This window comes from Pseudomonas oryzicola, from assembly GCF_014269185.2.
Lineage (GTDB): Bacteria > Pseudomonadota > Gammaproteobacteria > Pseudomonadales > Pseudomonadaceae > Aquipseudomonas > Aquipseudomonas oryzicola.
The window spans coordinates 114,347-134,499 of the sequence record NZ_JABWRZ020000001.1; the positions used below are offsets into that span (position 1 = coordinate 114,347).

The window sequence follows — 20,153 nt, forward strand, 5'->3', positions numbered from 1 at the left end:
CAAATGTTAACGAAATAGTAAATCTCTTACTTCCGTGTAAGCTTTTTCCTACAATAATGGCACTAAAGTGCCACTATTCGGGCATATTAAAACTTACTTGAACCGCTCTAGATCAGGCTTTCATCATCAACACGCATCCTTCTGACACATAAATGCCATCACTTTGAAGTCGTAAACCGTGATGCAGCTCACACTCGACTGCGACGCATTCCTACGTAAGCGGGGTCATATTCTTCACTTCATTCAGTAATGGCAGATTGACTACACGCAGCTTATTCAAGGCCAGTAACTATCAGAGCAGCGCCAATTGGCTTCCTGGGGGAGAGAACTCCGTACAGTCGAGTGTTTGCACCTCTTTTCCCTCGAAATTCAGCTTGCGCATGGCCTTGGCGAAGCGTTGCGCCAGCAACTCGGCAAACACCCCTTCACCGCGCATTCGTGAGCCGAAGCGGCTGTCGTAAAGTTCACCGCCACAGCTCTGGCGAATCAGGCTGAGCACATGGGCGGCCCGCTGCGGGTAGTGGTCCTGCAGCCATTGCTCGAACAACGGCGCTACCTCCAGCGGCAGCCGCAGCATCATGTAGGCCGCGCTCTGTGCACCGGCATCCCGGGCCGCCTCGAGCAGGTGCTCCAGTTCACTGTCGTTGATCATCGGGATCATCGGTGAACACAGCACGCCCACCGGCACGCCGGCATCGCGCAATACGCGAATGGCGCGCAACCTTGCCTTGGGCGAGGCCGCACGAGGCTCGAGCACCCGCTTGAGGCCGTCGTCCAGGGTTGTCAGGCTGATCATCACCCGTGCCAGGCGCTGGCTGGCCATTTCGCCCAGCAGGTCGAGGTCGCGCAAGATCAGGGCGCCCTTGGTGACGATGGTCACCGGGTGGCGAAAGCGCAGCAGCACTTCGAGCAGGCGACGGGTCAACATCTGTTCCCGCTCGATTGGCTGGTATGGATCGGTATTGGAGCCCAGGTTGATCGGTGCGCAGACATACCCCGGCTTGCTCAGTTGTTGCGCCAGCACCTCGGCAGCGTTGGTCTTGGCGATCAGCCTGGTCTCGAAATCCAGGCCGGGGGAAAGGTCCCAGTAAGCATGTGAAGGGCGGGCGTAGCAGTAGATGCAGCCATGCTCGCAACCGCGGTAAGGATTGATGGAGCGGTCGAAGGGCAGGTCGGGAGAGGTATTGCGGCTGATCACCGACTTGGCCACCTCGACCCGCACCTCGGTGCCCTGGGTTTGCGGCACTTCCTGGTACCAGCCGTCATCCTCCGCCACGGAGTGGCTCGGGGCGAAGCGGTTGTGCGGATTGTGCGCCGTACCACGGCCCTTTGGCGGTGCTGGATGATTCATGGACTCACCTCAATGCTGTATTTATATACAGTAATGGGTGCACCAGGATCTTTCCAGCACCTCTGGTCAGCGTACCCTCACGCCAAACCATGCCAGCGCAGGTAAGGCGTATGGCTGGCCTCCCGGCCAAGGAATGTCTCGATGCCTTCACGCAAAGGTCGCGATGCCCCTGGCGCAAACAGCGCCTCCTGCAATTCACGGCCAGTCGCCCGGTCCAGCAGCCCTGCCGCTTCAAAGCGGGTAAACAGGTCGAAGGCGTGTACATCCGACCACAGGTAAGCGTAAAAACCTGCGTCGTAGCCATTCACCAAGTGGTCGAAGGCATGCGCCGGTCGCTCGAAGTCCGTCAGAGGCCAGTAACCACAACGCTCGCGGGCCTCCTTCAGGCGTTGTTCGAGCGTCCTGCCATCGTTCGGCGTGGCATGCAGGTCCAGGTCGAACAGCGCCAGGCTCAGATCACGTGCAATCTCTTCCACGCCTTGCTGGCGCAAGTGATCCAGACACTCGTCGACCCGCGCACGGTCAAGCGGGCTGCCATCCACCTGGTGCGACGAGATCGCCACCAGGTAATCCGCATCCCAGACCCAGCGCTCGAACAACTTGCCGACCAGTTCCACACCATCGGTACCAAGTTCGGTAACGTTGGACATTACATGGTTGGTCGTGCGCACCAGCAAGTGGTGCAGGGCGTGGCCAAACTCATGGAACAGCTTGCGAAGCGACAGGTGGTCGAGCAACGGCTGGCTACCGGGCAGCGCTTGCGGCACGTCACTGAAGACTACCACCGAGGCAGCCTGGTAGACCCCTTCGGCATCGACCCGGCGGTTGCGTATATAGGTGGTGAACACCGAGTCAGGCTGCTTGCCAGCATGCTGTACGGCATCCAGGTAGAGGAAACCGATGAAGGCGTTGTCCTGCCACACTTCGAACGGCTGCACGCTGTCATTCCAGGTGGCCAGCGGCCTTGGCTGCAACACCACCCCCAACAGCTGCTGCGCCAGCTGTCGCAATGCGGTGACGACAGCGTTCAGCGGGAAGTATTCACGCAAGCCTTCGGTGGAGAGAACAGCGGACGGCGATGCCTGAAGGTAGGCGATGTCCCAGGGTTGCAGCGGCACCAGCCCTTTGGCCGCCGCCTGACGCTCGATCTCCGCACGCCATTGCAACATGGCAGGGCGGACATGCTCGGCCAGGTTGTGAAGAAAGCCCCGCACCTGCGCCGCCGCGCCTGCACTCTTCACCATCAGGCTCTGCTCCAGATGGTTGGCAAAGCCAAGCAAGCGCGCCTTTTCGTCAAGCCACGTCGCCAACTGCAGCAGGTGCGAACGATTGTCCTGCCCAGGCTCGTCACTCACCCCGCGAGAATGGTAAGCGCGATACACACGCTCACGTAACTGGCGGTTCCCGGCATACCTGAGCGCGTCATCAGTAGCCACGCTTTCGCAAGCGATCAACCAGCCTGATGCCCCTGCTTCCCGCGCGCGGTCGGCCCACTCATCGCGCACCCGCTGCGGGATGCCGCTCAGCTCGGTTTCATCGGTGATGCTCAGACCTGGCCGGTTGATATTGGCGCGGAAAGCCTCGCGTGCGGTACCAATATGCAACTGCAGTTCTGCAAGGCGCGCTTTCGCGGCAGCGTCGAGCATCGCTCCACTTGCTGTGAACTTGTCCAGATGCCAGCGCAAGGTCGCGCGTTTGCGGGCATCCAGCTGCTTGCCGATATCGCTGTTGGCCAGGCGCTCATACAGCGCCTGCAGCGCAGAGTTGGCGAACTTCTGGTCGAAGCGTGCCGTTACCCGGCCATAGAACTCGATAATGGCACTGGCCCAGTCATCATCACGGCCAACCAGCGGTGAAGCGGCGTACAGCACTGACAGCAGCTGGGCATCCAGGCCATCCACCGCCAACACCATGTCATCCCAGGTTGGCATGGCCTGCTGGTCGCGGATGATGCTGTCGATGCCTCGCTCATGTGCCAACAGCACATGCGCGAAAGCAGCGCCCATGTTTTCCAGGGTGATAGCCGAGTAATCGACGGGGACGTGGCTGCTTTGCAGAAGCGGGTTATCCATGACGCAACACCTTGCTCGTAGTGGGGAGCAGGGGAGCTTGCATGGTTGCTACGCAGCAGAAGGCCTGACTATCTACCACCCGGGCATGCCGGCCCGGGCATGGCGCCCGGGCGGCACGCCGGCTTCATTCAGCCGGCTTCTTCAGCTTCGGGTTGGGGAAGAACTGCACGGTCTGGACCTTGGCTGGCGCCGCTTTCGGGGCCAGCTGGTTGACCCGCGTGCCGAGTTCCTTCGGCACCGACAGGCCCTGCTCGTTGAGGGTGTCGGTAAAACCGCAGGCTACGCACTCGCGGTGCGGTACGCCGTCTTCGTTCCACATCATCAGCTTGTCGGTCTCGCTGCATGCCGGGCACACCGCCCCGGCAATGAAGCGCTTCTTGGTCTTGTTCACGGCTACCTCGCTCATGCTGCAGCGTCCTCGCTCAGGCCACTGTGGCGCAGCAAGGCATCGATGGATGGTTCTCGGCCACGGAAGTCGACAAACAGCACCATAGGCTCGCGCGAACCACCACGCGCCAGAATCGCCTCGCGGAAGGCGCGGCCGGTCTCGGCATTCAGCACACCCTCTTCCTCAAAGCGCGAGAAGGCATCGGCCGACAGCACTTCCGCCCACTTGTAGCTGTAGTAGCCGGCTGCGTAGCCGCCGGCGAAGATGTGCGCAAAGCTGTTGGGGAAGCGGTTGTACGCTGGCGGGCGCATGACCGACACCTCGTCGCGCACGCTTTCGAGCACCTGTAGCACACTGCGGCCATCGCCATGGCTGGCGTGCAGTTCGAAGTCGAACAGCGAGAACTCCAGCTGGCGCACCATCATCATGCCCGACTGGAAGTTCTTCGCCGCCAACATCTTGTCCAGCAGGTCCTGGGGCAGAGGCGCGCCGGTTTCAAAGTGGCCGGAGATGAGCGCCAGGCCTTCAGGTTCCCAGCACCAGTTTTCCATGAACTGGCTGGGCAGCTCGACAGCGTCCCAGGCCACGCCGTTGATACCGGAAACACCGGCATGCTCGATGCGGGTCAACAAGTGGTGCAGGCCGTGACCAAACTCGTGGAACAGCGTGGTCACTTCATCATGGGTCAGCAGGGCCGGTTTCCCGGGCGCAGCCGGAGTAAAGTTGCAGACCAGGTTGGCCACCGGACTCTGCAGCTGGCCGTCAGCGGTGCGGCGACGGTCACGGGCGCCGTCCATCCAGGCACCGCCACGCTTGTTGGCGCGAGCGTACAGGTCGAAGAAGAAGCGGCCGACGTGCTGGCCGTTTTCCTTGATCTCGAACAGGCGCACGTCCGGGTGCCAGCTGTCGAAGCCTTTGAGTTCGGCAATTTCGATGCCGTACAGGCGCTGAACGATGCTGAACAGGCCACTCAGCACCTTGTCGATCGGGAAGTAGGCCCGCAGGGCCTCCTGGGACACGCTGTAGCGCTGTTCACGCAGTTTTTCGCCGAAGTAACCGGCGTCCCAGCTGGCCAGCTCGGGGCAGCCCTGCTCGGCGGCATAAGCCTTGAGCTGCGCCAGGTCCTGGGCGGCGAACGGCTTGGAACGCTTGGCCAGGTCGCGCAGGAAGCTCAGCACCTGGTCACTGGACTCGGCCATCTTGGTGGCCAGGCTCAGTTCGGCGTAGTTCCTGTAACCCAGCAGCTCGGCCAGCTCCTGGCGCAGGGCGAGGATTTCCTGCATCACCGGGCCGTTGTCGAACTGACCGGCATTCGGGCCCTGGTCCGAGGCTCGGGTGCAGTAGGCGGCATACAGCTCTTCGCGCAGGGCACGATCGTTGGCGTAGGTCATCACCGCGTAGTAGCTGGGGAACTCCAGAGTGATCAGCCAGCCGTCGAGCCCCTTGGCCTGGGCCGCGGCAGCCATCTGCGCCTTGGCCGAATCGGTCAGGCCAGCCAGTGCGGCTTCGTCGGTAACGTGCTTGGTCCAGGCTTGGGTGGCGTCGAGCAACTGGTTGGAGAAGCGGCTGCCCAGCTCGCTGAGCTTGCTCTGCACTTCGGCGTAACGCTGCTGCTTGTCCGCCGGCAGATCGATACCCGACAGGCGGAAGTCACGCAGGGCATGCTCGAGGATAGTCTTTTGCGCCACGTCGAAGCCGGCAGCCTCCGGGCTGTCGATCAGCGCCTGGTAGGCTTCGAACAGCGCTCGGTTCTGCCCAAGTTCGGTCGAGTAGGCGCTCAGCGCCGGCAGGCACGACTCATAGGCCTCACGCAGCTCGGGGCTGTTGCACACCGCATTGAGGTGGCTGACCGGGCTCCAGGCGGCGCCCAGGCGATCATTCAATTCGTCCATGGCCAGCACCAGGCCAGCCCAGGTGGGGTTCTTGCCCTGCTTTTCGAGGATCTCGCCAATGGCTTTCCGGTTGTCGGCCAGGATCGCTTCGATCGCCGGCAACACGTGTTCGGCACGGATTTGCGAGAAGGGCGGCAGATCGTAGGACTGCAGAAGCGGGTTGTTCGCACTCACGGTTTGGATACCTTGGCAGAAGAAACACTGCCCCATCTTAATTACAATCGACGCCGACCGCAGCAGGCAGCCTGCCTATCGGCACAGATGAGAGACGCTATCATGGCCATCCGAAGCTTCCAGCAACACACTCCGAAAGTTGGACCACGGGCTTTCGTCGACCGTTCGGCAATAGTGCTGGGCGACGTCGAGATCGGCGAGGACAGCTCGGTGTGGCCGCTGACCGTGGTGCGCGGCGACATGCACCGTATCCGCATCGGCGCACGCACCAGTGTGCAGGACGGCAGTGTCCTGCACATCACCCACGCCAGCACGTATAACCCTGACGGCTTCCCGCTGATCATCGGCGACGAGGTGACCATCGGCCACAAGGTCATGTTGCATGGCTGCACCTTGGGCAACCGCATCCTGGTCGGTATGGGCAGCACCATCATGGACGGTGCCATCGTCGAGGACGAAGTGATCATTGGCGCCGGCAGCCTGGTGCCGCCGGGCAAGCGCCTGGTCAGTGGCTACCTGTACATGGGCAGCCCGGTGAAACAGGCCCGGCTGCTGAACGACCAGGAGCGTGCATTCTTTTCCTACAGCGCCGGAAACTATGTGAAGCTCAAGGACCAGCACCTGGCCGAAGGCTACGATCAATCTGAATGACCGCATTCGCGGGCGAGCCCGCGAAGAAGGCCACGCAACACTCAAGTGGAACCTATGTAAATGCACCAGCAGAACATCCTCTTCGACCTCGACGGCACCCTGACCGACCCGCGCCAGGGCATCACCCGCTCGATCCAGTACGCCCTGGCCAAGCTGGGCATCGACGAGCCGGACCTGACCCGCCTCGAGCACTTCATCGGCCCCCCCTTGCTGCAGGCGTTCATGCAGTTCTATGGCTTCGACGAAGCCAAGGCCTGGGAGGCGGTGAACTTCTACCGGGAACGCTTCCGCATCACCGGCCTGTACGAAAACCTGGTATTCGAAGGCGTTCCAGAGCTGCTCGCAGCCCTGAATGGTCAAGGCCGCACACTGTATATCGCCACCTCCAAGCCCTGGGAGTTTGCCCGTGAAATCGCCCGTCACTTCGCCTTCGACCACCATTTCAAGGTGATCTATGGCAGTGAACTGGATGGCACACGCACCAACAAGGTCGAGCTGATCCGCCATCTGCTGGACGAAGAGGGGCTGGACCCGGCGCAGACGCTGATGATCGGTGACCGCAAGCATGACCTTATCGGTGCGCGCAGCAACGGCTTGCACGCAGTAGCAGTGGGGTATGGGTTTGGCAGCCAGGAGGAGTTGATGGCGGAGGAGCCGGCCTATCACTTTGCAACCTTGGCCGAAATGCATCAGGCATTCCTCAAGGCGTGATGGCCATGGGGCGGCTTTGCAGCCCATCGCCGGCAAGCCAGCGATGAGGCCGCAACGCGGCCTCCTGGGTCTCACCGGTTAACCATCAACCGCTGCAACGCCTTTTTTCGCTCCTCGATCGGCAGTCGTCCCAACTGTTCCACCCGCTCATAAAACCGCGCCCAGTCCCCACCCTCCTCGCGGAACAGCGCCGTGAACGCTGGCACCCACTGGTCATACAGCCCGAACGGCAACAGCTTGGCATTGTTCATCGGCCCATACATCCAGGCGTCGTAACGCTTGTCGCCGCCCCACTGGCCATCACGCAACAGCCGATATTCCCACCTCAGCCGTTCGAACTCCGCCTGCTTGGCTACCCGCTTGTGCGCATCATCCAACGGCCCGGCATAAATGGCCTGCAACCGCTCGCGGCTGGCCAGCACGAGCCGAATGAACTGGTCACGCTGCGGCCCGTGAGCCCGGTCAACCGCTGCAAGCCCACGCGCCACGCGCCATTGCCGCGTGCCTTCCTGCTCGACGAAGGAGGCGAATGACTCGTTGAACTCGGTGTCGTCCTGCACATAGAAGCGCTGGTGGGCCAGTTCATGGAAGATCAACGTGGCCAGGCGCTCATCGCCCCAGCCAACCATCGACGACAGGATCGGGTCATCGAACCAGCCCAGGGTCGAATAAGCTTCCACGCCGCTCACGTACACGTCCATGCCGTCCTGCCGCATCAACGCCGCTGCTCCACGCGCTGCACCGAGCTGGTAATAACCGCGATACGCCACGCAGCCTGCGATCGGGAAGCAGTGCGTGACCGGCTGCAACGACAGCTCGGGGGTGGCGAAAACATTCCACACCACAAAGGGTCGGCCAAGTTCCACGTAGACCCGGTAGCTGCGGTTGTCCGGCAGCTTCAGCTGCTGGCTGGCAAACGCGCGTGCCTGCTCGGCATGCGTCAGGCGCTCACGCAATTGTGGCGAGGTAGCAGGGTCGGCCACTACTCGCTCCACCGCTTGACGGGCACGCAGCAGTTGCCACTGGCCTTCGGCCAACTGCCCGTAATAGGCCGTACTGGCACAACCGTTCAGCAGAAGCGCGGCAAGCGGGGGAACCAAACGGGTGAAAAAGCGGTCGAGTGCCCCAAGGCCCGAGCGCTGAACAAGAAAAAATCGAAGCATCCGGTAGGTCAGACTCGCTCTAGGCCGTTTCACTTCAAGACTATCTCGCCAAGGGGGAGTTTCGCCATGCGCGCACTGTTGGTCGCCGCCTCACTGTTGCTGATATCCGCCTGCTCGACCCTGCCGGCCCCGGACCCGAACCAGGCCTGGATCGACCTCACCCCCTATGACAACACCTCGCTGCATGCGCTGCAGGTCGATGAACGAGACTGGGCCGATAGCCGTTATTTCGAAGTGCCGCCCGGCAGCCATGAGCTGACCGTGCGCTACCAGTTCCCGGTTACCCCCAGCAATATCGGCCCGGTCGACGAGCCGCTGTGGCGCGACTGCCAGGTCAAGCTGACCTTCAAGGACTTCAGCGCCGGCCAGCGCTACCAGCTGCAGGCTGGCAGTATCGGTTTCCGCCCCTGGATCAAGCTCTACGACCATCAGCAAAAGCTGGTCGGCCAGGGCCTGCCCGCTGGCTGTCAGCACAGCTGACACGCACGAATGGCGCTATGCTTGTAACGTGTAATTCGCAAGCGGGAGTCTTGCCATGCGCCAGCCCATGATGCTGATCGCCCTCAGTACACTGGGGGCCTGCGCCAGCCCCTTGCCGCCCGTCGACCCCAAGCAGGCCTGGGTCGATCTCTACACCACCACCCCAGGCAGGGTGATCATGGCCGACCGCCTCGACGGAAAACGTCTGGATGATGGCCGTTACTTCCAGGTGACGCCGGGCAAGCACGAACTGGTCGTGCGTTTCGATTACGAAATCTACTCCGGTGGCATCACCACCGACCCCAGGGACCGAACCTGCTACCTGACCGTGCGCTTCGACAACTTCAAGGCCGGGGAACGCTATCGCCTGGAGGCACGCGCACCCGTGATGGAGCCGCAAGTGCTGCTGTATGACGGCAACCGCAAGGTAGTGGTCAACGAACCTAGCGAAGTGTTCTGCATTCCGTGATCACCGGCTGCTGCACGGCCCCGGAGGACGTACCTACTGGTCATTCTTCTGGTAGATGATCTTTTTGCTGCCGCCATCACAGGTCCCGACGACCATGTTCGGGTCCTTCACCTCGCTGTTGGGCACGATCTCCAGGGTGTACGAGGCAACCCCCTGAGCCTGTATCTTCGCCTCGATCTCGGCTTTGAGCTCCTCGCACGGTTTCACTGCCGCCAACGCAGAGGTGGCGACCAGGGAAGCCAACACGGTGATTGCTACGCGAATCATGAAACGGCTCCTGAAAGGGGCAGCATGCTGCCGACGCTGTCTAGACTACAGCAAACCGCCCTCATTGCACCGCGTCAACCCACCAGCGCCGCATCCAGGCTGATCCGGGCGTTCAATACCTTGGATACCGGGCAGCCTGCCTTGGCCTTGTTGGCGATGTCCAGGAACTGCGCCTCGCTTGCTCCGGGGACCTTGGCTCGCAGCACCAGGTGCACGGCAGTAATGGCAAAGCCATCAGGCTGCTTGTCGAGTGTCACCTCGGCCGCCGTGTCGATCCGCTCGGCGGTCAGCCCCGCTTCGCCCAGCATCATCGACAGCGCCATCGAGAAGCAGCCGGCATGTGCCGCACCGATCAGCTCTTCCGGATTGGTGCCGGGCGAGCCTTCGAAGCGGGTATTGAAGCCGTAGGGGTTCTGCTTGAGCGCGCCGCTTTCCGTGGAAAGCAGGCCTTTGCCGTCCTTCAGGCCACCTTGCCAGATCGCCGATGCTGTCTTTTTCATGCTACCTCCTGGTCACTGGTTCATACCTACCGGTTCAGAGGCCTGTCGCGCCTGGCAAGTTCAGCGCAATCTGACCACAGGCATTGAATCCAACGAATGCGCCCATACAGAGTCAAAAAGGCCTCTGGCCAACCATTCTCGCGGAGGCTCCATGACCCAGCTGAGTGACCTGAAAATATCCACCCTCGATCTGGTGCCCGTGCGCGCCGACGCCGGCCCGGCCCAGTCGCTACGCAACTCGCTGGACCTGGCGCAACACGTCGAACGCTTTGGCTACCACCGCTTCTGGGTGGCCGAGCACCACAACATGGACGGCATCGCCAGTTCCGCCACTGCGGTGCTGATCGGCTACCTGGCCGGTGGTACTTCGAGCATTCGCGTGGGCTCTGGCGGAGTCATGCTGCCCAACCATGCACCGCTGGTGATCGCCGAACAATTCGGCACCCTGGCCAGCCTGTATCCAGGGCGCATCGACCTGGGCCTGGGCCGTGCACCGGGCTCCGATCAGATGACCGCCTACGCCCTGCGCCGCGACCGTGCCGGCGGTCCGGACGATTTCCCGGATGACGTCGAGGAGTTGTCGCGCTACCTCGGCCCGCGTACCGATGACCAGAAAGTGATTGCAGTGCCGGGGCACGACACCAATGTGCCGATGTGGCTGCTTGGCTCCAGCCTGTTCAGTGCCCAGCTGGCCGGCATGCGCGGTATGCCCTATGCCTTCGCCTCGCACTTCGCGCCGCGCTACATGCACGAGGCGATCCGCGTGTACCGCAACCACTTCAAGCCCTCGACCACGCTGGACAAGCCGTACGTGATGCTGGGTATCCCCATGGTCGTGGCTGAAACCGATGAGAAGGCTGAATACCTGGCCACTTCGGTGTACCAGCGTATCCTGGCGCTGATACGCGGGCAGAGCCTGATGCAGAAGCCGCCGGTGGCAAGCATGGATGGCCTGTGGTTGCCCCATGAGCGCGATGCGGTGGGCAGCTTCCTCGGCCTGGCAATGATTGGTAGCCCGCAGAAAGTGCGCGCCAAGGTGGAGGTGCTGCTGGAGCAGACGGGGGCGGATGAGCTGATGTTTACCTGTGATCTGTATGAGCACGCCGACCGGGTGCGGTCCTACGAGCTGCTGGCGCAGGCCCTCAGGACCGAGTGACCTCCTGCGCCGGCAAACCCGGCGCGGTCAGCTGCAGAAACGGCCTTGTGCCGCTCCTACACGGACCGCGCCACGTTCAAGCCTGTCTGGTCGGCGAAGAAACCAACCCATCAGCCGCGGCGGTACACGATCTCCTTGGTGCCGGCCTCACAACTACCAATCACTTTGCCCGCCGGCTCGCCCTTCTTCACGACCTCCAGGGTGTAGCCCTGAACACCTTTGGCATCCAGCTTGGCTGCAATCTCCGCCTTCAGCTCGTCGCAGGGCTTGCCCGCTGCCAGCGCCCCACCAGCCAAGCTCATCAGGCCCAGCGCCAGAATCAGTTTGTTCATCGATCGCTTTCCTTGTGCAGATGAAATCAGAAAGGGCGCCTGCCAAGGCGCCCGCTTCTTAAATATCCCATCCTGCCGGGCTCATCCAGTCCGGTAACATTTCAGCTGTTGGCAATACGGAAGCCGACCTTCAGCGTGACCTGGAAGTGTGCCGCCTTGTTGTCGCGGATATGGCCACGGGTGTCGACCACCTCGAACCACTCAAGGTGCTTGATGCTCTTGCCGGCTTCGGCCAGTGCGTTGTTGATCGCCTCTTCGATGCTGGTGGTCGAAGAACCTACCAGCTCGATCTTCTTGTAAGTGTGATGATCGGTCATGAGCACTCTCCTTGGATGACGGTGTGATTGAGCCTAGCAGCGCAGGCAAGGTTTATCTGCGAGCCGGCACGAATGTGGAAAGTTCGATCGCACTTTCGCTTCGCTTGGCAGTCGCAACCTCTACAGCCCACAACGCGAAGGAGAGTCAACATGCCCCGCAATTCGCTGCGAAAAGCATCCCTGGAAAGCATGGAAGCCGAGATCGAAAGCCTGCTGAAGAGCCTGGAGAGCCTCAAACATGACGCTTCGGAAGAATCCCAGAAGTCGGTCAAGGCCATCCGCAGCAGCGCCGAGAGCGCCCTTCGCCATTCTCGTAGCCTGCTGAGCGACGCCTACGAGGAAATGAAGCAGCGCACCCGCCAGACCGGCATCGCTACCCGTGACTACGCGCAGCAGCACCCTTACACCACGGCAGGTGTTGCCATCGGTGCACTGGGCCTGCTGGCGGCTTACCTGCTGTGCAAACGCAACTAAGCGCCTTGACCGGCCAGCTCGGCGCGTAGCCATCGCGCCAGCTGCTCGGCGCGCCCGTCTGCGGCGCGCCGGGGCACCCATAACGCCAGCACTGCCGAAGTAGGGGAAAAGCCCCAAGGCGCACGCAAACGTCCCGCCCGCAGGTCATCGGCGACCAGCGGCTGCGGCGCAATCGCTACGCCCAGGCCCGCCACAGCAGCTTCCAGCAGGTAGTACAAGTGCTCGAAGGCCTGCCCATACTGCAATGCCGTCGGGTCCAGTCCCTGTTCCGCCGCCCAGGTCGGCCAGGCCTGCGGGCGCGAGGTGGTGTGCAGCAAGGCCTCGTCAAGCAAGGCGTTGGCAGGTGCACCCTGCAAGCGCTCGAAACCGGCGAAATGCGGGCTGAGTACTGGCCCGATGCGTTCCTCGGCCAGCACATGCACCTGCATGTCCGCAGGCCATGGCGGTTCGGCATAAACCAACAGCGCATCCAGCCCCGGCCGGCGCGGGTCGAGGTCGCCTTCGCCTGCCGACAGGTGCAGGCGTAGCTCGGGCAAATCGGCCTTCAGCCGCCCCAGCCGTGGTATGAACCAGCGCGCCAACAGGCTGCCCGAGCAACCCAGGACAAACGGCGCCTCACGCACGTCTCGGCTGAGTTCGGCACAAACGCTGCGCAGCCGGTCGAACGCTTCGCCGCTGGCATCACGCAGGCGCACCCCGGCATCTGTGAGTTTGATGCCACGGCCGTCCTTGACGAACAACGCTATGCCCAGATGCTCTTCAAGTACCTTGATCTGCCGGCTTACGGCACCGTGGGTGACATGCAGCGCTTCAGCAGCCTGGCTGACGCTGTTCAGCCGGGCGGTAGCTTCGAAAGCACGCAGGGCGTTGAGGGGAGGGAGGTCGTGGGCCATTTTACCTGTGAGTTTTCCTGACAAGTTCTCGCAATCTTATCGGTTTTCAGCCGGGCCTGTCGTGGTTAGAGTAAAGCCCATCACTCATCGATTACGCCCTGGAGCGCCCATGACCCAGTCCCAATACCGCCCCGGCCCCGACGCCAACGGCCTGTTCGGCTCGTTCGGCGGCCGCTACGTGGCCGAAACCCTGATGCCATTGGTGCTGGACCTGGCCCGCGAATACGAAGCGGCCAAGGCAGACCCGAAATTCCTCGAAGAGCTGGCCTATTTCCAGCGCGACTACATCGGCCGCCCCAACCCGCTGTATTTCGCCGAACGCCTGACCGAACACTGCGGCGGTGCAAAAATTTTCTTCAAGCGTGAAGAACTCAACCACACCGGCGCGCACAAGGTGAACAACTGCATCGGCCAGGTGCTGCTGGCCAAGCGCATGGGCAAGAAGCGCCTGATCGCCGAAACCGGCGCCGGCATGCACGGCGTTGCCACTGCTACCGTTGCCGCGCGCTTCGGCCTGCCTTGCGTGATCTACATGGGCGCCACCGACATCGAGCGCCAGCAGGCCAACGTGTTCCGCATGAAGCTGCTGGGCGCCGAGATCGTCCCGGTCACCGCAGGCACCGGCACCCTCAAAGACGCCATGAACGAGGCCCTGCGCGACTGGGTCACCAACGTCGAAGACACCTTCTACCTGATCGGTACCGTGGCCGGCCCACATCCGTACCCGGCCATGGTTCGCGACTTCCAGTCGATCATCGGCAAGGAAACCCGCGCCCAGTTGCAAGAGAAGGAGGGTCGCCTGCCAGACAGCCTGGTCGCCTGCGTCGGTGGCGGTTCCAACGCCATGGGCCTGTTCCATGAATTCCTCGAAGAGCCGAGCGTGCAGATCATTGGCGTCGAAGCCGGTGGCCACGGCGTGCACACCGACAAGCATGCCGCCAGCCTCAACGGTGGCGTACCAGGCGTGCTGCACGGCAACCGTACCTACCTGCTGCAGGATGCAGACGGCCAGATTACCGACGCCCACTCGATTTCCGCCGGCCTGGACTACCCGGGCATCGGCCCGGAGCACGCCTACCTGCACGAAGTTAAACGTGTGGAATACGTCAGCATCACCGACGACGAAGCGCTGGATGCGTTTCACACTACCTGCCGCCTGGAAGGCATCATCCCGGCCCTGGAGAGCTCCCATGCCCTGGCCGAGGCGATCAAGCGCGCGCCGAAGCTGCCCAAGGACCACCTGATGGTCGTGTGCCTGTCGGGCCGCGGCGACAAAGACATGCAAACCGTCATGAACCACATGGCTGCCCAGGAGAAACAGGCATGAGCCGTCTTGAACAACGCTTCGCCGAGTTGAAGGCCGAAGGCCGCTCGGCACTGGTCACCTTCATCACCGCAGGCGACCCGGGCTATGACGCCTCGCTGCAGATCCTCAAGGGTCTGCCGGCAGCCGGTGCCGACGTGATCGAACTGGGCATGCCGTTCACCGACCCGATGGCCGATGGCGTGGCCATCCAGCTGGCCACCCTGCGCGCCCTGGAAGCCGGCCAGACCCTGGCCAAGACCCTGCAGATGGTTCGCGATTTCCGTGTGGATGACCAGGCCACGCCGATCGTGCTGATGGGCTACTACAACCCGATCCACCGTTTTGGCGTGGAACAGTTCGTGGCCGAGGCCAGGCAAGCGGGCGTCGATGGCCTGATCATCGTCGACCTGCCGCCGGAGCACGACGCCGAACTGGCCACCCCGGCGCAGGCCGCAGGCATCGACTTCATCCGCCTGACCACCCCGACTACCGACGATGTGCGCCTGCCGCGCGTGCTGGAGCGCAGCTCCGGGTTCGTCTACTACGTGTCGGTGGCTGGTGTCACCGGTGCCGGCTCGGCGACCACTGAACACGTGACCGAGGCCATTACCCGCCTGCGTCGGCATACCGACCTGCCGATCAGCGTTGGCTTCGGTATTCGTACGCCGGAGCAGGCGGCGAACATCGCCCGCCTGGCGGATGGTGTGGTGGTGGGTTCGGCATTGGTCGACAAGATCGCCCAGGCCAAGAGTGGCGAGCAAGCGGTGAACGATGTGTTGAGCCTCTGCTCGGCACTGGCTGAAGGGGTGCGCGGCGCTCGCCGCTGATCCGCGTCGCCATCTTCGCGGGCTCGCCCGCTCCCACAGGTACAGCGCCGTGCTCAGGCCCTGTGCTATCCCTGCGGGAGCTGGCTTGCCGGCGATGACGTCAACACCAACGGCCTAGCCTCCGAAAATCGACAGGTCCAAAGGCCGCACAGCCCCCATCCAGATCGCATGATCACGATGGTCCGCCAGTTCATCCCCGGTCAACGGATGCATGAACACCACCAGCCCCTTGCGATACAACGCCAACCAAGGCAAGACCACCCCCACCACCTCCGGCCCGAACGCCAGCTGGCAGCTCCAATCCGGGTGTGGCCCCACTGGCTTCTGGTGCATGCGCCCCATGGTCACCGGAAACAGTCGCGCAGCTTCCTCACACAGCTCACGGGCCTGCTCCATGGTCGCTGCGTCGTAGTACACGTGGGCGTGGTAACCCTTGATCCTCTGCACGATAACTCCTGATTGCGGTCCAACCATCACCACCTGCAAGGGAGTGATGCCGTGAAAAACGCCGAAACGCCAGTGTTCAAGCTGGTCCTGTTCGGGCCTGAAAGCAGCTTGGGCAACGCCCTGATGGTCGAACTGCTGTCGCGCCAGCACGAAGTCACGGCCGTGGTGAATGACCTCAACCGCCACGCGCCGCGCCCGGGCCTGCATTTCAAGATAGGCGGGCTGGGCGATGCCGACCAGGCGGAACAGGGAGCGGCAGGTGGATCGGCGGTTATTGCTCTGTTATCGGCGCTGGCGCCGGGCGACCTGCCCGGCCAAGCGCGCATGAGCGAGGCGCTGATGGCCGGGCTCAAGCGCACGACTATACGCCGGCTGTTGCTGGTGGGCGATTTCGATGTGCTGGATGAACCGGGCAAGTACAGTGAAGCGGAGCGGGAATGCGTGGACCAGGTGGTCGATGGGTTGCAGCGCAGTCCCTTGCACTGGACGTTGATCAACGCTCCGCAGGAGCTGCCTGGGTTGGGAATGGAGCATTTTCGCAGCACCGAGAACACGTTGGAGCCGGGGTTGGCGGAGCCGTTGCGGCACTTGGCCAGGGTCGCGGCGGGCATGGTGGATATGCTGGAACTGGATTTGCACCGGGGCGAGCATCTCAACTTTGTGGTCTAGATTGCCGGGGCTGCGCAGCAGCCCCGGCGACCTCAAAGGCTGCGCTCACACTCCAACCAATTCACAAACCGCTCGATCAGCGCCCCACGCCGTTTACGCGGCGGCAGCACCACGTAATAACCCCGCGCCGACCGCAAACTCCCTTCCAGTGGTCGACACAGCAACCCTTGCTCCACCAACCCGTCCACCAGATGCCCCCAGCCAATAGCCACGCCCTGGCCGGCGATTGCCGCCTGAATCAGCAACGTATAGTTATCGAACCGCAACTGCCCCGGCGGCGGCGGGCTGGCCACGCCAAACCCGCGAAACACCCCTGTCCAGTCGAACCAACGGCTGGCCTGCTCGCCCTTCAGGTGCAGCAACGGCAATCGTTGCAAAGCCTCGGCTGACAAGGGTTTGCCATGAACCAGCCGAGGGCTGCAGACCGGGAAAACCTCTTCATCGAACAGCCAACGGCTCTCGCCCTGGTGAAAGCGTCCGTCGCCAAACAGTACTGCCACATCGATGTCCGGGCGCAACATGCCCTGGCTGCGCTCGCCGGTCACCAGGCTCACATCCACCTGTGGATAAGCCTCGTGAAAGCGCTGCAACCGCGGCATCAACCAGAACGCCGCAAAGGCAAAGTCGGTCGCCACCTGCAGTACTTCGCGCTGGCCACGGCCAGTGGCCTGGGCAATGCCGTCATCCATGGCCTGCAGGCCTTGATGCACCTGGTCAAACAACACTCGACCAGCCTCGGTCAGCTCGATGCCCCGGTAAATGCGGTCGAACAAGCGTGTGCCCAACTGAGCCTCCAGCCGTTTGACCTGCTGGCTCACTGCCGGCTGCGTGGTACCCAGCTCCAGCGCCGCAGCAGTGAAACCACGCAGCCGCGCAGCGGCCTCGAACACGCGCAAGGTATCCAGCGACAAGTCGGCGAGGTGGTCAAACATAAGCGTGGCTAATCCTACTCATTGTCCGCCATGGGCTTTACCCATGTTATCCACAGTCGCATCTTGATAGGCAAGCGGTTCGCATAACTCTCAACGATGGAAGCCACCATGACGCGTCCGAATATCCTGTTCATCATGGCCGACCAGATGGCCGCGCCCTTGCTGCCGATCTACGCCCCTTCGCCGATCCAGATGCCGCACCTGAGCCGCCTGGCCGAGCAAGCGGTGGTGTTCGACGCGGCCTACTGCAACAGCCCGCTGTGCGCCCCGTCTCGTTTCACCTTGGTCAGTGGCCAGCTGCCCAGCCGCATTGGTGCCTACGACAACGCCGCCGATTTCCCCGCCGATGTACCGACCTATGCCCATTACCTGCGCCGCCTGGGCTACCGCACTGCGCTGTCAGGCAAGATGCACTTTTGTGGCCCGGACCAGTTGCATGGTTACGAAGAACGTCTGACCAGCGATATCTACCCGGCAGACTACGGCTGGGCGGTGAACTGGGATGAGCCAGAGGTGCGCCCAAGCTGGTATCACAACATGTCGTCGGTGCTGCAGGCCGGCCCGTGCGTGCGTACCAACCAGCTGGATTTCGACGAAGAAGTGCTGTTCAAGGCGCGCCAGTATTTATACGACCACGTCCGCGAAAACGATGGTCGGCCGTTCTGCCTGACCGTGTCGATGACTCACCCGCACGACCCATACACCATCCCCAGGCGCTACTGGGATCGCTACGAGGGTGTGGATATCCCCATGCCACGCGCCGAGTTCGCCCAGGCGGAACTCGATCCCCACTCGCAGCGCCTGCTGAAAGTCTACGACCTGTGGAACAAGCCGCTGCCTGTGGACAAGATCCGCGATGCCCGCCGCGCCTACTTCGGCGCGTGCAGCTACATCGACGACAACATCGGCGAGCTGCTGCAAACCCTCGAGGAATGCGACTTGGCCGACAACACCGTGATCGTGTTCTCCGGCGACCACGGCGACATGCTCGGCGAGCGGGGCCTCTGGTACAAGATGCACTGGTTCGAGATGTCGGCGCGGGTACCGCTGCTGATACACGCGCCGAAGCGCTTCGCGGCGGGCCGGGTGAGCGCCTCGGTATCGACCTGCGACTTGCTGCCTACATTGGTCGAACTGGCCGGCGGGGCTGTGGATAAAAACCTGCACCTGGATGGCCGCTCGCTGCTCGGCCACCTGCAAGGGCAGGGCGGCCACGACGAGGTCATCGGCGAGTACATGGCCGAAGGCACGGTCGGGCCGCTGATGATGATCCGCCGCGGGCCGTACAAGTTCGTGTACAGCGAAGACGACCCGTGCCTACTCTATGACCTGAGCCGCGACCCGCACGAGCGGGAGAACCTCACCAGCAGCCCGGACCACCAGGCGCTGCTGCAGGCATTTGTCGATGAAGCACAACAACGTTGGGACATCCCCAGCCTGCGCCAGCAGGTACTGGCCAGCCAGCGCCGCCGCCGCCTGGTGGCCGAGGCGCTGGCCATCGGCAAGCTGAAAAGCTGGGACCACCAACCCTGGGTGGACGCCAGCCAACAGTACATGCGCAACCACATCGATCTCGACGACCTCGAGCGCAAGGCACGTTATCCACAGCCCGCACCCTTGGAATGAGTAAAGAGAGGCCGCCATGCATAAGTTCTCCGCCGCCGTGTTCGCCTTGGCCATCAACCTGGGCATGGGCACCGCTCACGCCGCCGACAGCGACACGCAATGCACTACCGTGAAATTGGCCGACCCCGGCTGGAGCGACATTGCCTCGACCAACGCCGTGGCTCGCCTGCTACTGGAAAGCCTGGGTTATCAGGTAAAGATCGACAGCCTGGCGGTACCGATCATCTATGGTGGCCTCAAAGATGGCCGCGTGGATGCCTTCCTCGGTAACTGGATGCCAGCGCAACAGGGCTTTCATGACAAGTTCATCGCCAATGGCGACGTGAAGCAGCTGTCACGCAATCTGGAGGGAACCGAGTTCACCCTGGCCGTGCCAGATTACGTGTGGAATGCCGGCGTCAAGGACTTTGCCGACCTGCAGAAGCACGCCGACCAGTTCGACAAGAAGCTTTACGGGATTGGCTCTGGAGCTCCGGCCAACCTGTCACTGAAGGAAATCATCGACCAGAATGAGTTCAATCTTGGCCAATGGAAGCTGGTGGAATCCAGCGAACAGGCGATGCTGGCGCAGGTCGACCGGGCAGTGAAAAAACAGCAGTTCATCACTTTCCTCGGCTGGACCCCGCACCCGATGAACGTGAAGTTGAAAATGCATTACCTGACCGGCGGGGAAAAGTGGTTCGGCAGCAAAGGCGATGTCTATACCCTGACCCGCAAGGGTTATCCCCAAGCCTGCCCCAATGCAGCGAAGATGCTGGAGAACCTGAAGTTCACGCTGGAAATGGAAAACAGCATCATGGCCGAGGTTGTGGACAAGAAGATAAGCTTCGACGAAGCAGCCAAGGCTTGGGGTAAAGCGCATCCCGAGGTGCTGGAGAGATGGTTGGCCGGAGTGAGCACCAGGACCGATGGCAACGCCCTGGAGGCCGTCAAAGCCAAGCTGTAACCTCACAAGCGACACCTCATCCTGTGGGAGCGGGCATGCCCGCGAACACCGGCGAAGCCGGTGCCATCCACCGCGGTGGCTTCTTCGCGGGCTCACCCGCTCCCGCAGTT

At 62.4% G+C, this 20,153-nt stretch carries 23 protein-coding genes; 11 read left to right on the plus strand and 12 right to left on the minus strand.

The window, feature by feature from the left end; genetic code table 11:
- Positions 1 to 292: 292 nt before the first annotated feature.
- From HU760_RS00530 to prlC, 4 genes are all read right to left on the minus strand, one after another.
- Entirely contained in the window at positions 293 to 1,351 is a 1,059-nt protein-coding gene (locus HU760_RS00530) for a PA0069 family radical SAM protein (protein WP_186671607.1), read from the minus strand.
- Between the two features lie 77 nt (positions 1,352 to 1,428).
- A complete protein-coding gene (locus HU760_RS00535; protein WP_186671608.1) occupies positions 1,429 to 3,423 on the minus strand; it encodes a M3 family metallopeptidase in 1,995 nt (664 codons plus the stop codon).
- 124 nt (positions 3,424 to 3,547) lie between these two features.
- Positions 3,548 to 3,829, minus strand: coding sequence for a YheV family putative zinc ribbon protein (locus HU760_RS00540; protein ID WP_186671610.1), 282 nt, complete (start codon positions 3,827 to 3,829; stop codon positions 3,548 to 3,550).
- Positions 3,826 to 5,877: an oligopeptidase A gene (gene prlC, locus HU760_RS00545; protein ID WP_367615762.1), complete on the minus strand. Its 2,052-nt coding sequence runs from the start codon at positions 5,875 to 5,877 to the stop codon at positions 3,826 to 3,828. The genes HU760_RS00540 and prlC overlap by 4 nt, the downstream gene beginning before the upstream one ends.
- Before the next feature lie 102 nt (positions 5,878 to 5,979).
- On the opposite strand from prlC, the gene HU760_RS00550 reads away from it, so the two are divergent.
- Both HU760_RS00550 and HU760_RS00555 read left to right on the plus strand, forming a co-directional pair.
- A complete protein-coding gene (locus HU760_RS00550; protein WP_186671614.1) occupies positions 5,980 to 6,528 on the plus strand; it encodes a gamma carbonic anhydrase family protein in 549 nt (182 codons plus the stop codon).
- A gap of 60 nt (positions 6,529 to 6,588) precedes the next feature.
- Positions 6,589 to 7,239 carry an HAD family hydrolase gene (locus tag HU760_RS00555; protein WP_186671616.1) on the plus strand — a complete coding sequence of 217 codons (651 nt, stop codon included), beginning with the start codon at positions 6,589 to 6,591 and terminating at the stop codon, positions 7,237 to 7,239.
- 71 nt (positions 7,240 to 7,310) lie between these two features.
- Here the strand turns inward: HU760_RS00555 and HU760_RS00560 are convergent, their stop codons facing one another.
- On the minus strand, positions 7,311 to 8,402 hold the full coding sequence (locus HU760_RS00560; RefSeq protein WP_186671618.1) for an aminopeptidase: 1,092 nt from the start codon (positions 8,400 to 8,402) through the stop codon (positions 7,311 to 7,313).
- Positions 8,403 to 8,468: 66 nt separating this feature from the next.
- On the opposite strand from HU760_RS00560, the gene HU760_RS00565 reads away from it, so the two are divergent.
- Complete coding sequence (locus tag HU760_RS00565; RefSeq protein WP_186671620.1) at positions 8,469 to 8,882, plus strand: PA0061/PA0062 family lipoprotein; 414 nt, start codon at positions 8,469 to 8,471, stop codon at positions 8,880 to 8,882.
- Positions 8,883 to 8,937: 55 nt separating this feature from the next.
- Positions 8,938 to 9,351, plus strand: coding sequence for a PA0061/PA0062 family lipoprotein (locus tag HU760_RS00570; protein WP_170027614.1), 414 nt, complete (start codon positions 8,938 to 8,940; stop codon positions 9,349 to 9,351).
- A gap of 33 nt (positions 9,352 to 9,384) precedes the next feature.
- Here the strand turns inward: HU760_RS00570 and HU760_RS00575 are convergent, their stop codons facing one another.
- Both HU760_RS00575 and HU760_RS00580 read right to left on the minus strand, forming a co-directional pair.
- Positions 9,385 to 9,618 carry a DUF1161 domain-containing protein gene (locus tag HU760_RS00575; protein WP_186671621.1) on the minus strand — a complete coding sequence of 78 codons (234 nt, stop codon included), beginning with the start codon at positions 9,616 to 9,618 and terminating at the stop codon, positions 9,385 to 9,387.
- 74 nt (positions 9,619 to 9,692) lie between these two features.
- Positions 9,693 to 10,118, minus strand: coding sequence for an OsmC family protein (locus HU760_RS00580; protein ID WP_170027610.1), 426 nt, complete (start codon positions 10,116 to 10,118; stop codon positions 9,693 to 9,695).
- A gap of 151 nt (positions 10,119 to 10,269) precedes the next feature.
- Between HU760_RS00580 and HU760_RS00585 the strand changes: the two genes are divergently transcribed.
- On the plus strand, positions 10,270 to 11,274 hold the full coding sequence (locus tag HU760_RS00585) for an LLM class flavin-dependent oxidoreductase (RefSeq protein WP_186671623.1): 1,005 nt from the start codon (positions 10,270 to 10,272) through the stop codon (positions 11,272 to 11,274).
- Between the two features lie 110 nt (positions 11,275 to 11,384).
- Here the strand turns inward: HU760_RS00585 and HU760_RS00590 are convergent, their stop codons facing one another.
- Both HU760_RS00590 and HU760_RS00595 read right to left on the minus strand, forming a co-directional pair.
- The gene (locus HU760_RS00590; RefSeq protein WP_186671625.1) at positions 11,385 to 11,606 is read right to left on the minus strand and encodes a DUF1161 domain-containing protein; all 222 of its coding nucleotides are present in this window, start codon (positions 11,604 to 11,606) and stop codon (positions 11,385 to 11,387) included.
- Between the two features lie 101 nt (positions 11,607 to 11,707).
- Positions 11,708 to 11,923: a dodecin gene (locus HU760_RS00595; protein WP_170027603.1), complete on the minus strand. Its 216-nt coding sequence runs from the start codon at positions 11,921 to 11,923 to the stop codon at positions 11,708 to 11,710.
- Positions 11,924 to 12,073: 150 nt separating this feature from the next.
- Here HU760_RS00595 and HU760_RS00600 point away from each other — a divergent pair, with 150 nt between their 5' ends.
- The gene (locus HU760_RS00600; RefSeq protein WP_170027601.1) at positions 12,074 to 12,397 is read left to right on the plus strand and encodes an ElaB/YgaM/YqjD family protein; all 324 of its coding nucleotides are present in this window, start codon (positions 12,074 to 12,076) and stop codon (positions 12,395 to 12,397) included.
- On the opposite strand, the gene HU760_RS00605 is transcribed toward HU760_RS00600, so the two are convergent.
- Positions 12,394 to 13,290: a LysR family transcriptional regulator gene (locus HU760_RS00605; RefSeq protein WP_186671627.1), complete on the minus strand. Its 897-nt coding sequence runs from the start codon at positions 13,288 to 13,290 to the stop codon at positions 12,394 to 12,396. The genes HU760_RS00600 and HU760_RS00605 overlap by 4 nt on opposite strands.
- 109 nt (positions 13,291 to 13,399) lie before the next feature.
- Between HU760_RS00605 and trpB the strand changes: the two genes are divergently transcribed.
- Positions 13,400 to 14,617 carry a tryptophan synthase subunit beta gene (gene trpB / locus HU760_RS00610; protein WP_186671628.1) on the plus strand — a complete coding sequence of 406 codons (1,218 nt, stop codon included), beginning with the start codon at positions 13,400 to 13,402 and terminating at the stop codon, positions 14,615 to 14,617.
- Positions 14,614 to 15,423 carry a tryptophan synthase subunit alpha gene (gene trpA / locus HU760_RS00615; protein ID WP_186671630.1) on the plus strand — a complete coding sequence of 270 codons (810 nt, stop codon included), beginning with the start codon at positions 14,614 to 14,616 and terminating at the stop codon, positions 15,421 to 15,423. Before trpB ends, trpA begins: the two co-directional genes overlap by 4 nt.
- A 114-nt stretch (positions 15,424 to 15,537) precedes the next feature.
- On the opposite strand, the gene HU760_RS00620 is transcribed toward trpA, so the two are convergent.
- A complete protein-coding gene (locus HU760_RS00620) occupies positions 15,538 to 15,870 on the minus strand; it encodes a DOPA 4,5-dioxygenase family protein (RefSeq protein ID WP_186671631.1) in 333 nt (110 codons plus the stop codon).
- 51 nt (positions 15,871 to 15,921) lie between these two features.
- Here HU760_RS00620 and HU760_RS00625 point away from each other — a divergent pair, with 51 nt between their 5' ends.
- A complete protein-coding gene (locus tag HU760_RS00625) occupies positions 15,922 to 16,539 on the plus strand; it encodes an NAD(P)-dependent oxidoreductase (protein ID WP_186671633.1) in 618 nt (205 codons plus the stop codon).
- Between the two features lie 32 nt (positions 16,540 to 16,571).
- On the opposite strand, the gene HU760_RS00630 is transcribed toward HU760_RS00625, so the two are convergent.
- The gene (locus HU760_RS00630; RefSeq protein ID WP_186671635.1) at positions 16,572 to 17,471 is read right to left on the minus strand and encodes a choline sulfate utilization transcriptional regulator; all 900 of its coding nucleotides are present in this window, start codon (positions 17,469 to 17,471) and stop codon (positions 16,572 to 16,574) included.
- A 108-nt stretch (positions 17,472 to 17,579) separates the two neighbouring features.
- Between HU760_RS00630 and betC the strand changes: the two genes are divergently transcribed.
- Both betC and choX read left to right on the plus strand, forming a co-directional pair.
- Positions 17,580 to 19,097: a choline-sulfatase gene (betC, locus tag HU760_RS00635; RefSeq protein WP_186671637.1), complete on the plus strand. Its 1,518-nt coding sequence runs from the start codon at positions 17,580 to 17,582 to the stop codon at positions 19,095 to 19,097.
- Between the two features lie 16 nt (positions 19,098 to 19,113).
- A complete protein-coding gene (gene choX, locus HU760_RS00640; protein ID WP_186671639.1) occupies positions 19,114 to 20,043 on the plus strand; it encodes a choline ABC transporter substrate-binding protein in 930 nt (309 codons plus the stop codon).
- The last annotated feature ends 110 nt before the right edge of the window (positions 20,044 to 20,153 follow it).

Coding starts and splice junctions, on each gene's coding strand:
- HU760_RS00595 (WP_170027603.1), bottom strand. CDS start 11,923: ATGACCGATCATCACACTTACAAGAAGATCGAGCTGGTAGGTTCTTCG.
- HU760_RS00540 (WP_186671610.1), bottom strand. CDS start 3,829: ATGAGCGAGGTAGCCGTGAACAAGACCAAGAAGCGCTTCATTGCCGGG.
- HU760_RS00605 (WP_186671627.1), bottom strand. CDS start 13,290: ATGGCCCACGACCTCCCTCCCCTCAACGCCCTGCGTGCTTTCGAAGCT.
- HU760_RS00560 (WP_186671618.1), bottom strand. CDS start 8,402: ATGCTTCGATTTTTTCTTGTTCAGCGCTCGGGCCTTGGGGCACTCGAC.
- HU760_RS00550 (WP_186671614.1), top strand. CDS start 5,980: ATGGCCATCCGAAGCTTCCAGCAACACACTCCGAAAGTTGGACCACGG.
- HU760_RS00565 (WP_186671620.1), top strand. CDS start 8,469: ATGCGCGCACTGTTGGTCGCCGCCTCACTGTTGCTGATATCCGCCTGC.
- HU760_RS00630 (WP_186671635.1), bottom strand. CDS start 17,471: ATGTTTGACCACCTCGCCGACTTGTCGCTGGATACCTTGCGCGTGTTC.
- HU760_RS00600 (WP_170027601.1), top strand. CDS start 12,074: ATGCCCCGCAATTCGCTGCGAAAAGCATCCCTGGAAAGCATGGAAGCC.
- HU760_RS00530 (WP_186671607.1), bottom strand. CDS start 1,351: ATGAATCATCCAGCACCGCCAAAGGGCCGTGGTACGGCGCACAATCCG.
- HU760_RS00590 (WP_186671625.1), bottom strand. CDS start 11,606: ATGAACAAACTGATTCTGGCGCTGGGCCTGATGAGCTTGGCTGGTGGG.
- choX (WP_186671639.1), top strand. CDS start 19,114: ATGCATAAGTTCTCCGCCGCCGTGTTCGCCTTGGCCATCAACCTGGGC.
- HU760_RS00535 (WP_186671608.1), bottom strand. CDS start 3,423: ATGGATAACCCGCTTCTGCAAAGCAGCCACGTCCCCGTCGATTACTCG.
- trpA (WP_186671630.1), top strand. CDS start 14,614: ATGAGCCGTCTTGAACAACGCTTCGCCGAGTTGAAGGCCGAAGGCCGC.
- betC (WP_186671637.1), top strand. CDS start 17,580: ATGACGCGTCCGAATATCCTGTTCATCATGGCCGACCAGATGGCCGCG.
- HU760_RS00575 (WP_186671621.1), bottom strand. CDS start 9,618: ATGATTCGCGTAGCAATCACCGTGTTGGCTTCCCTGGTCGCCACCTCT.
- HU760_RS00580 (WP_170027610.1), bottom strand. CDS start 10,118: ATGAAAAAGACAGCATCGGCGATCTGGCAAGGTGGCCTGAAGGACGGC.
- HU760_RS00585 (WP_186671623.1), top strand. CDS start 10,270: ATGACCCAGCTGAGTGACCTGAAAATATCCACCCTCGATCTGGTGCCC.
- HU760_RS00570 (WP_170027614.1), top strand. CDS start 8,938: ATGCGCCAGCCCATGATGCTGATCGCCCTCAGTACACTGGGGGCCTGC.
- trpB (WP_186671628.1), top strand. CDS start 13,400: ATGACCCAGTCCCAATACCGCCCCGGCCCCGACGCCAACGGCCTGTTC.
- HU760_RS00555 (WP_186671616.1), top strand. CDS start 6,589: ATGCACCAGCAGAACATCCTCTTCGACCTCGACGGCACCCTGACCGAC.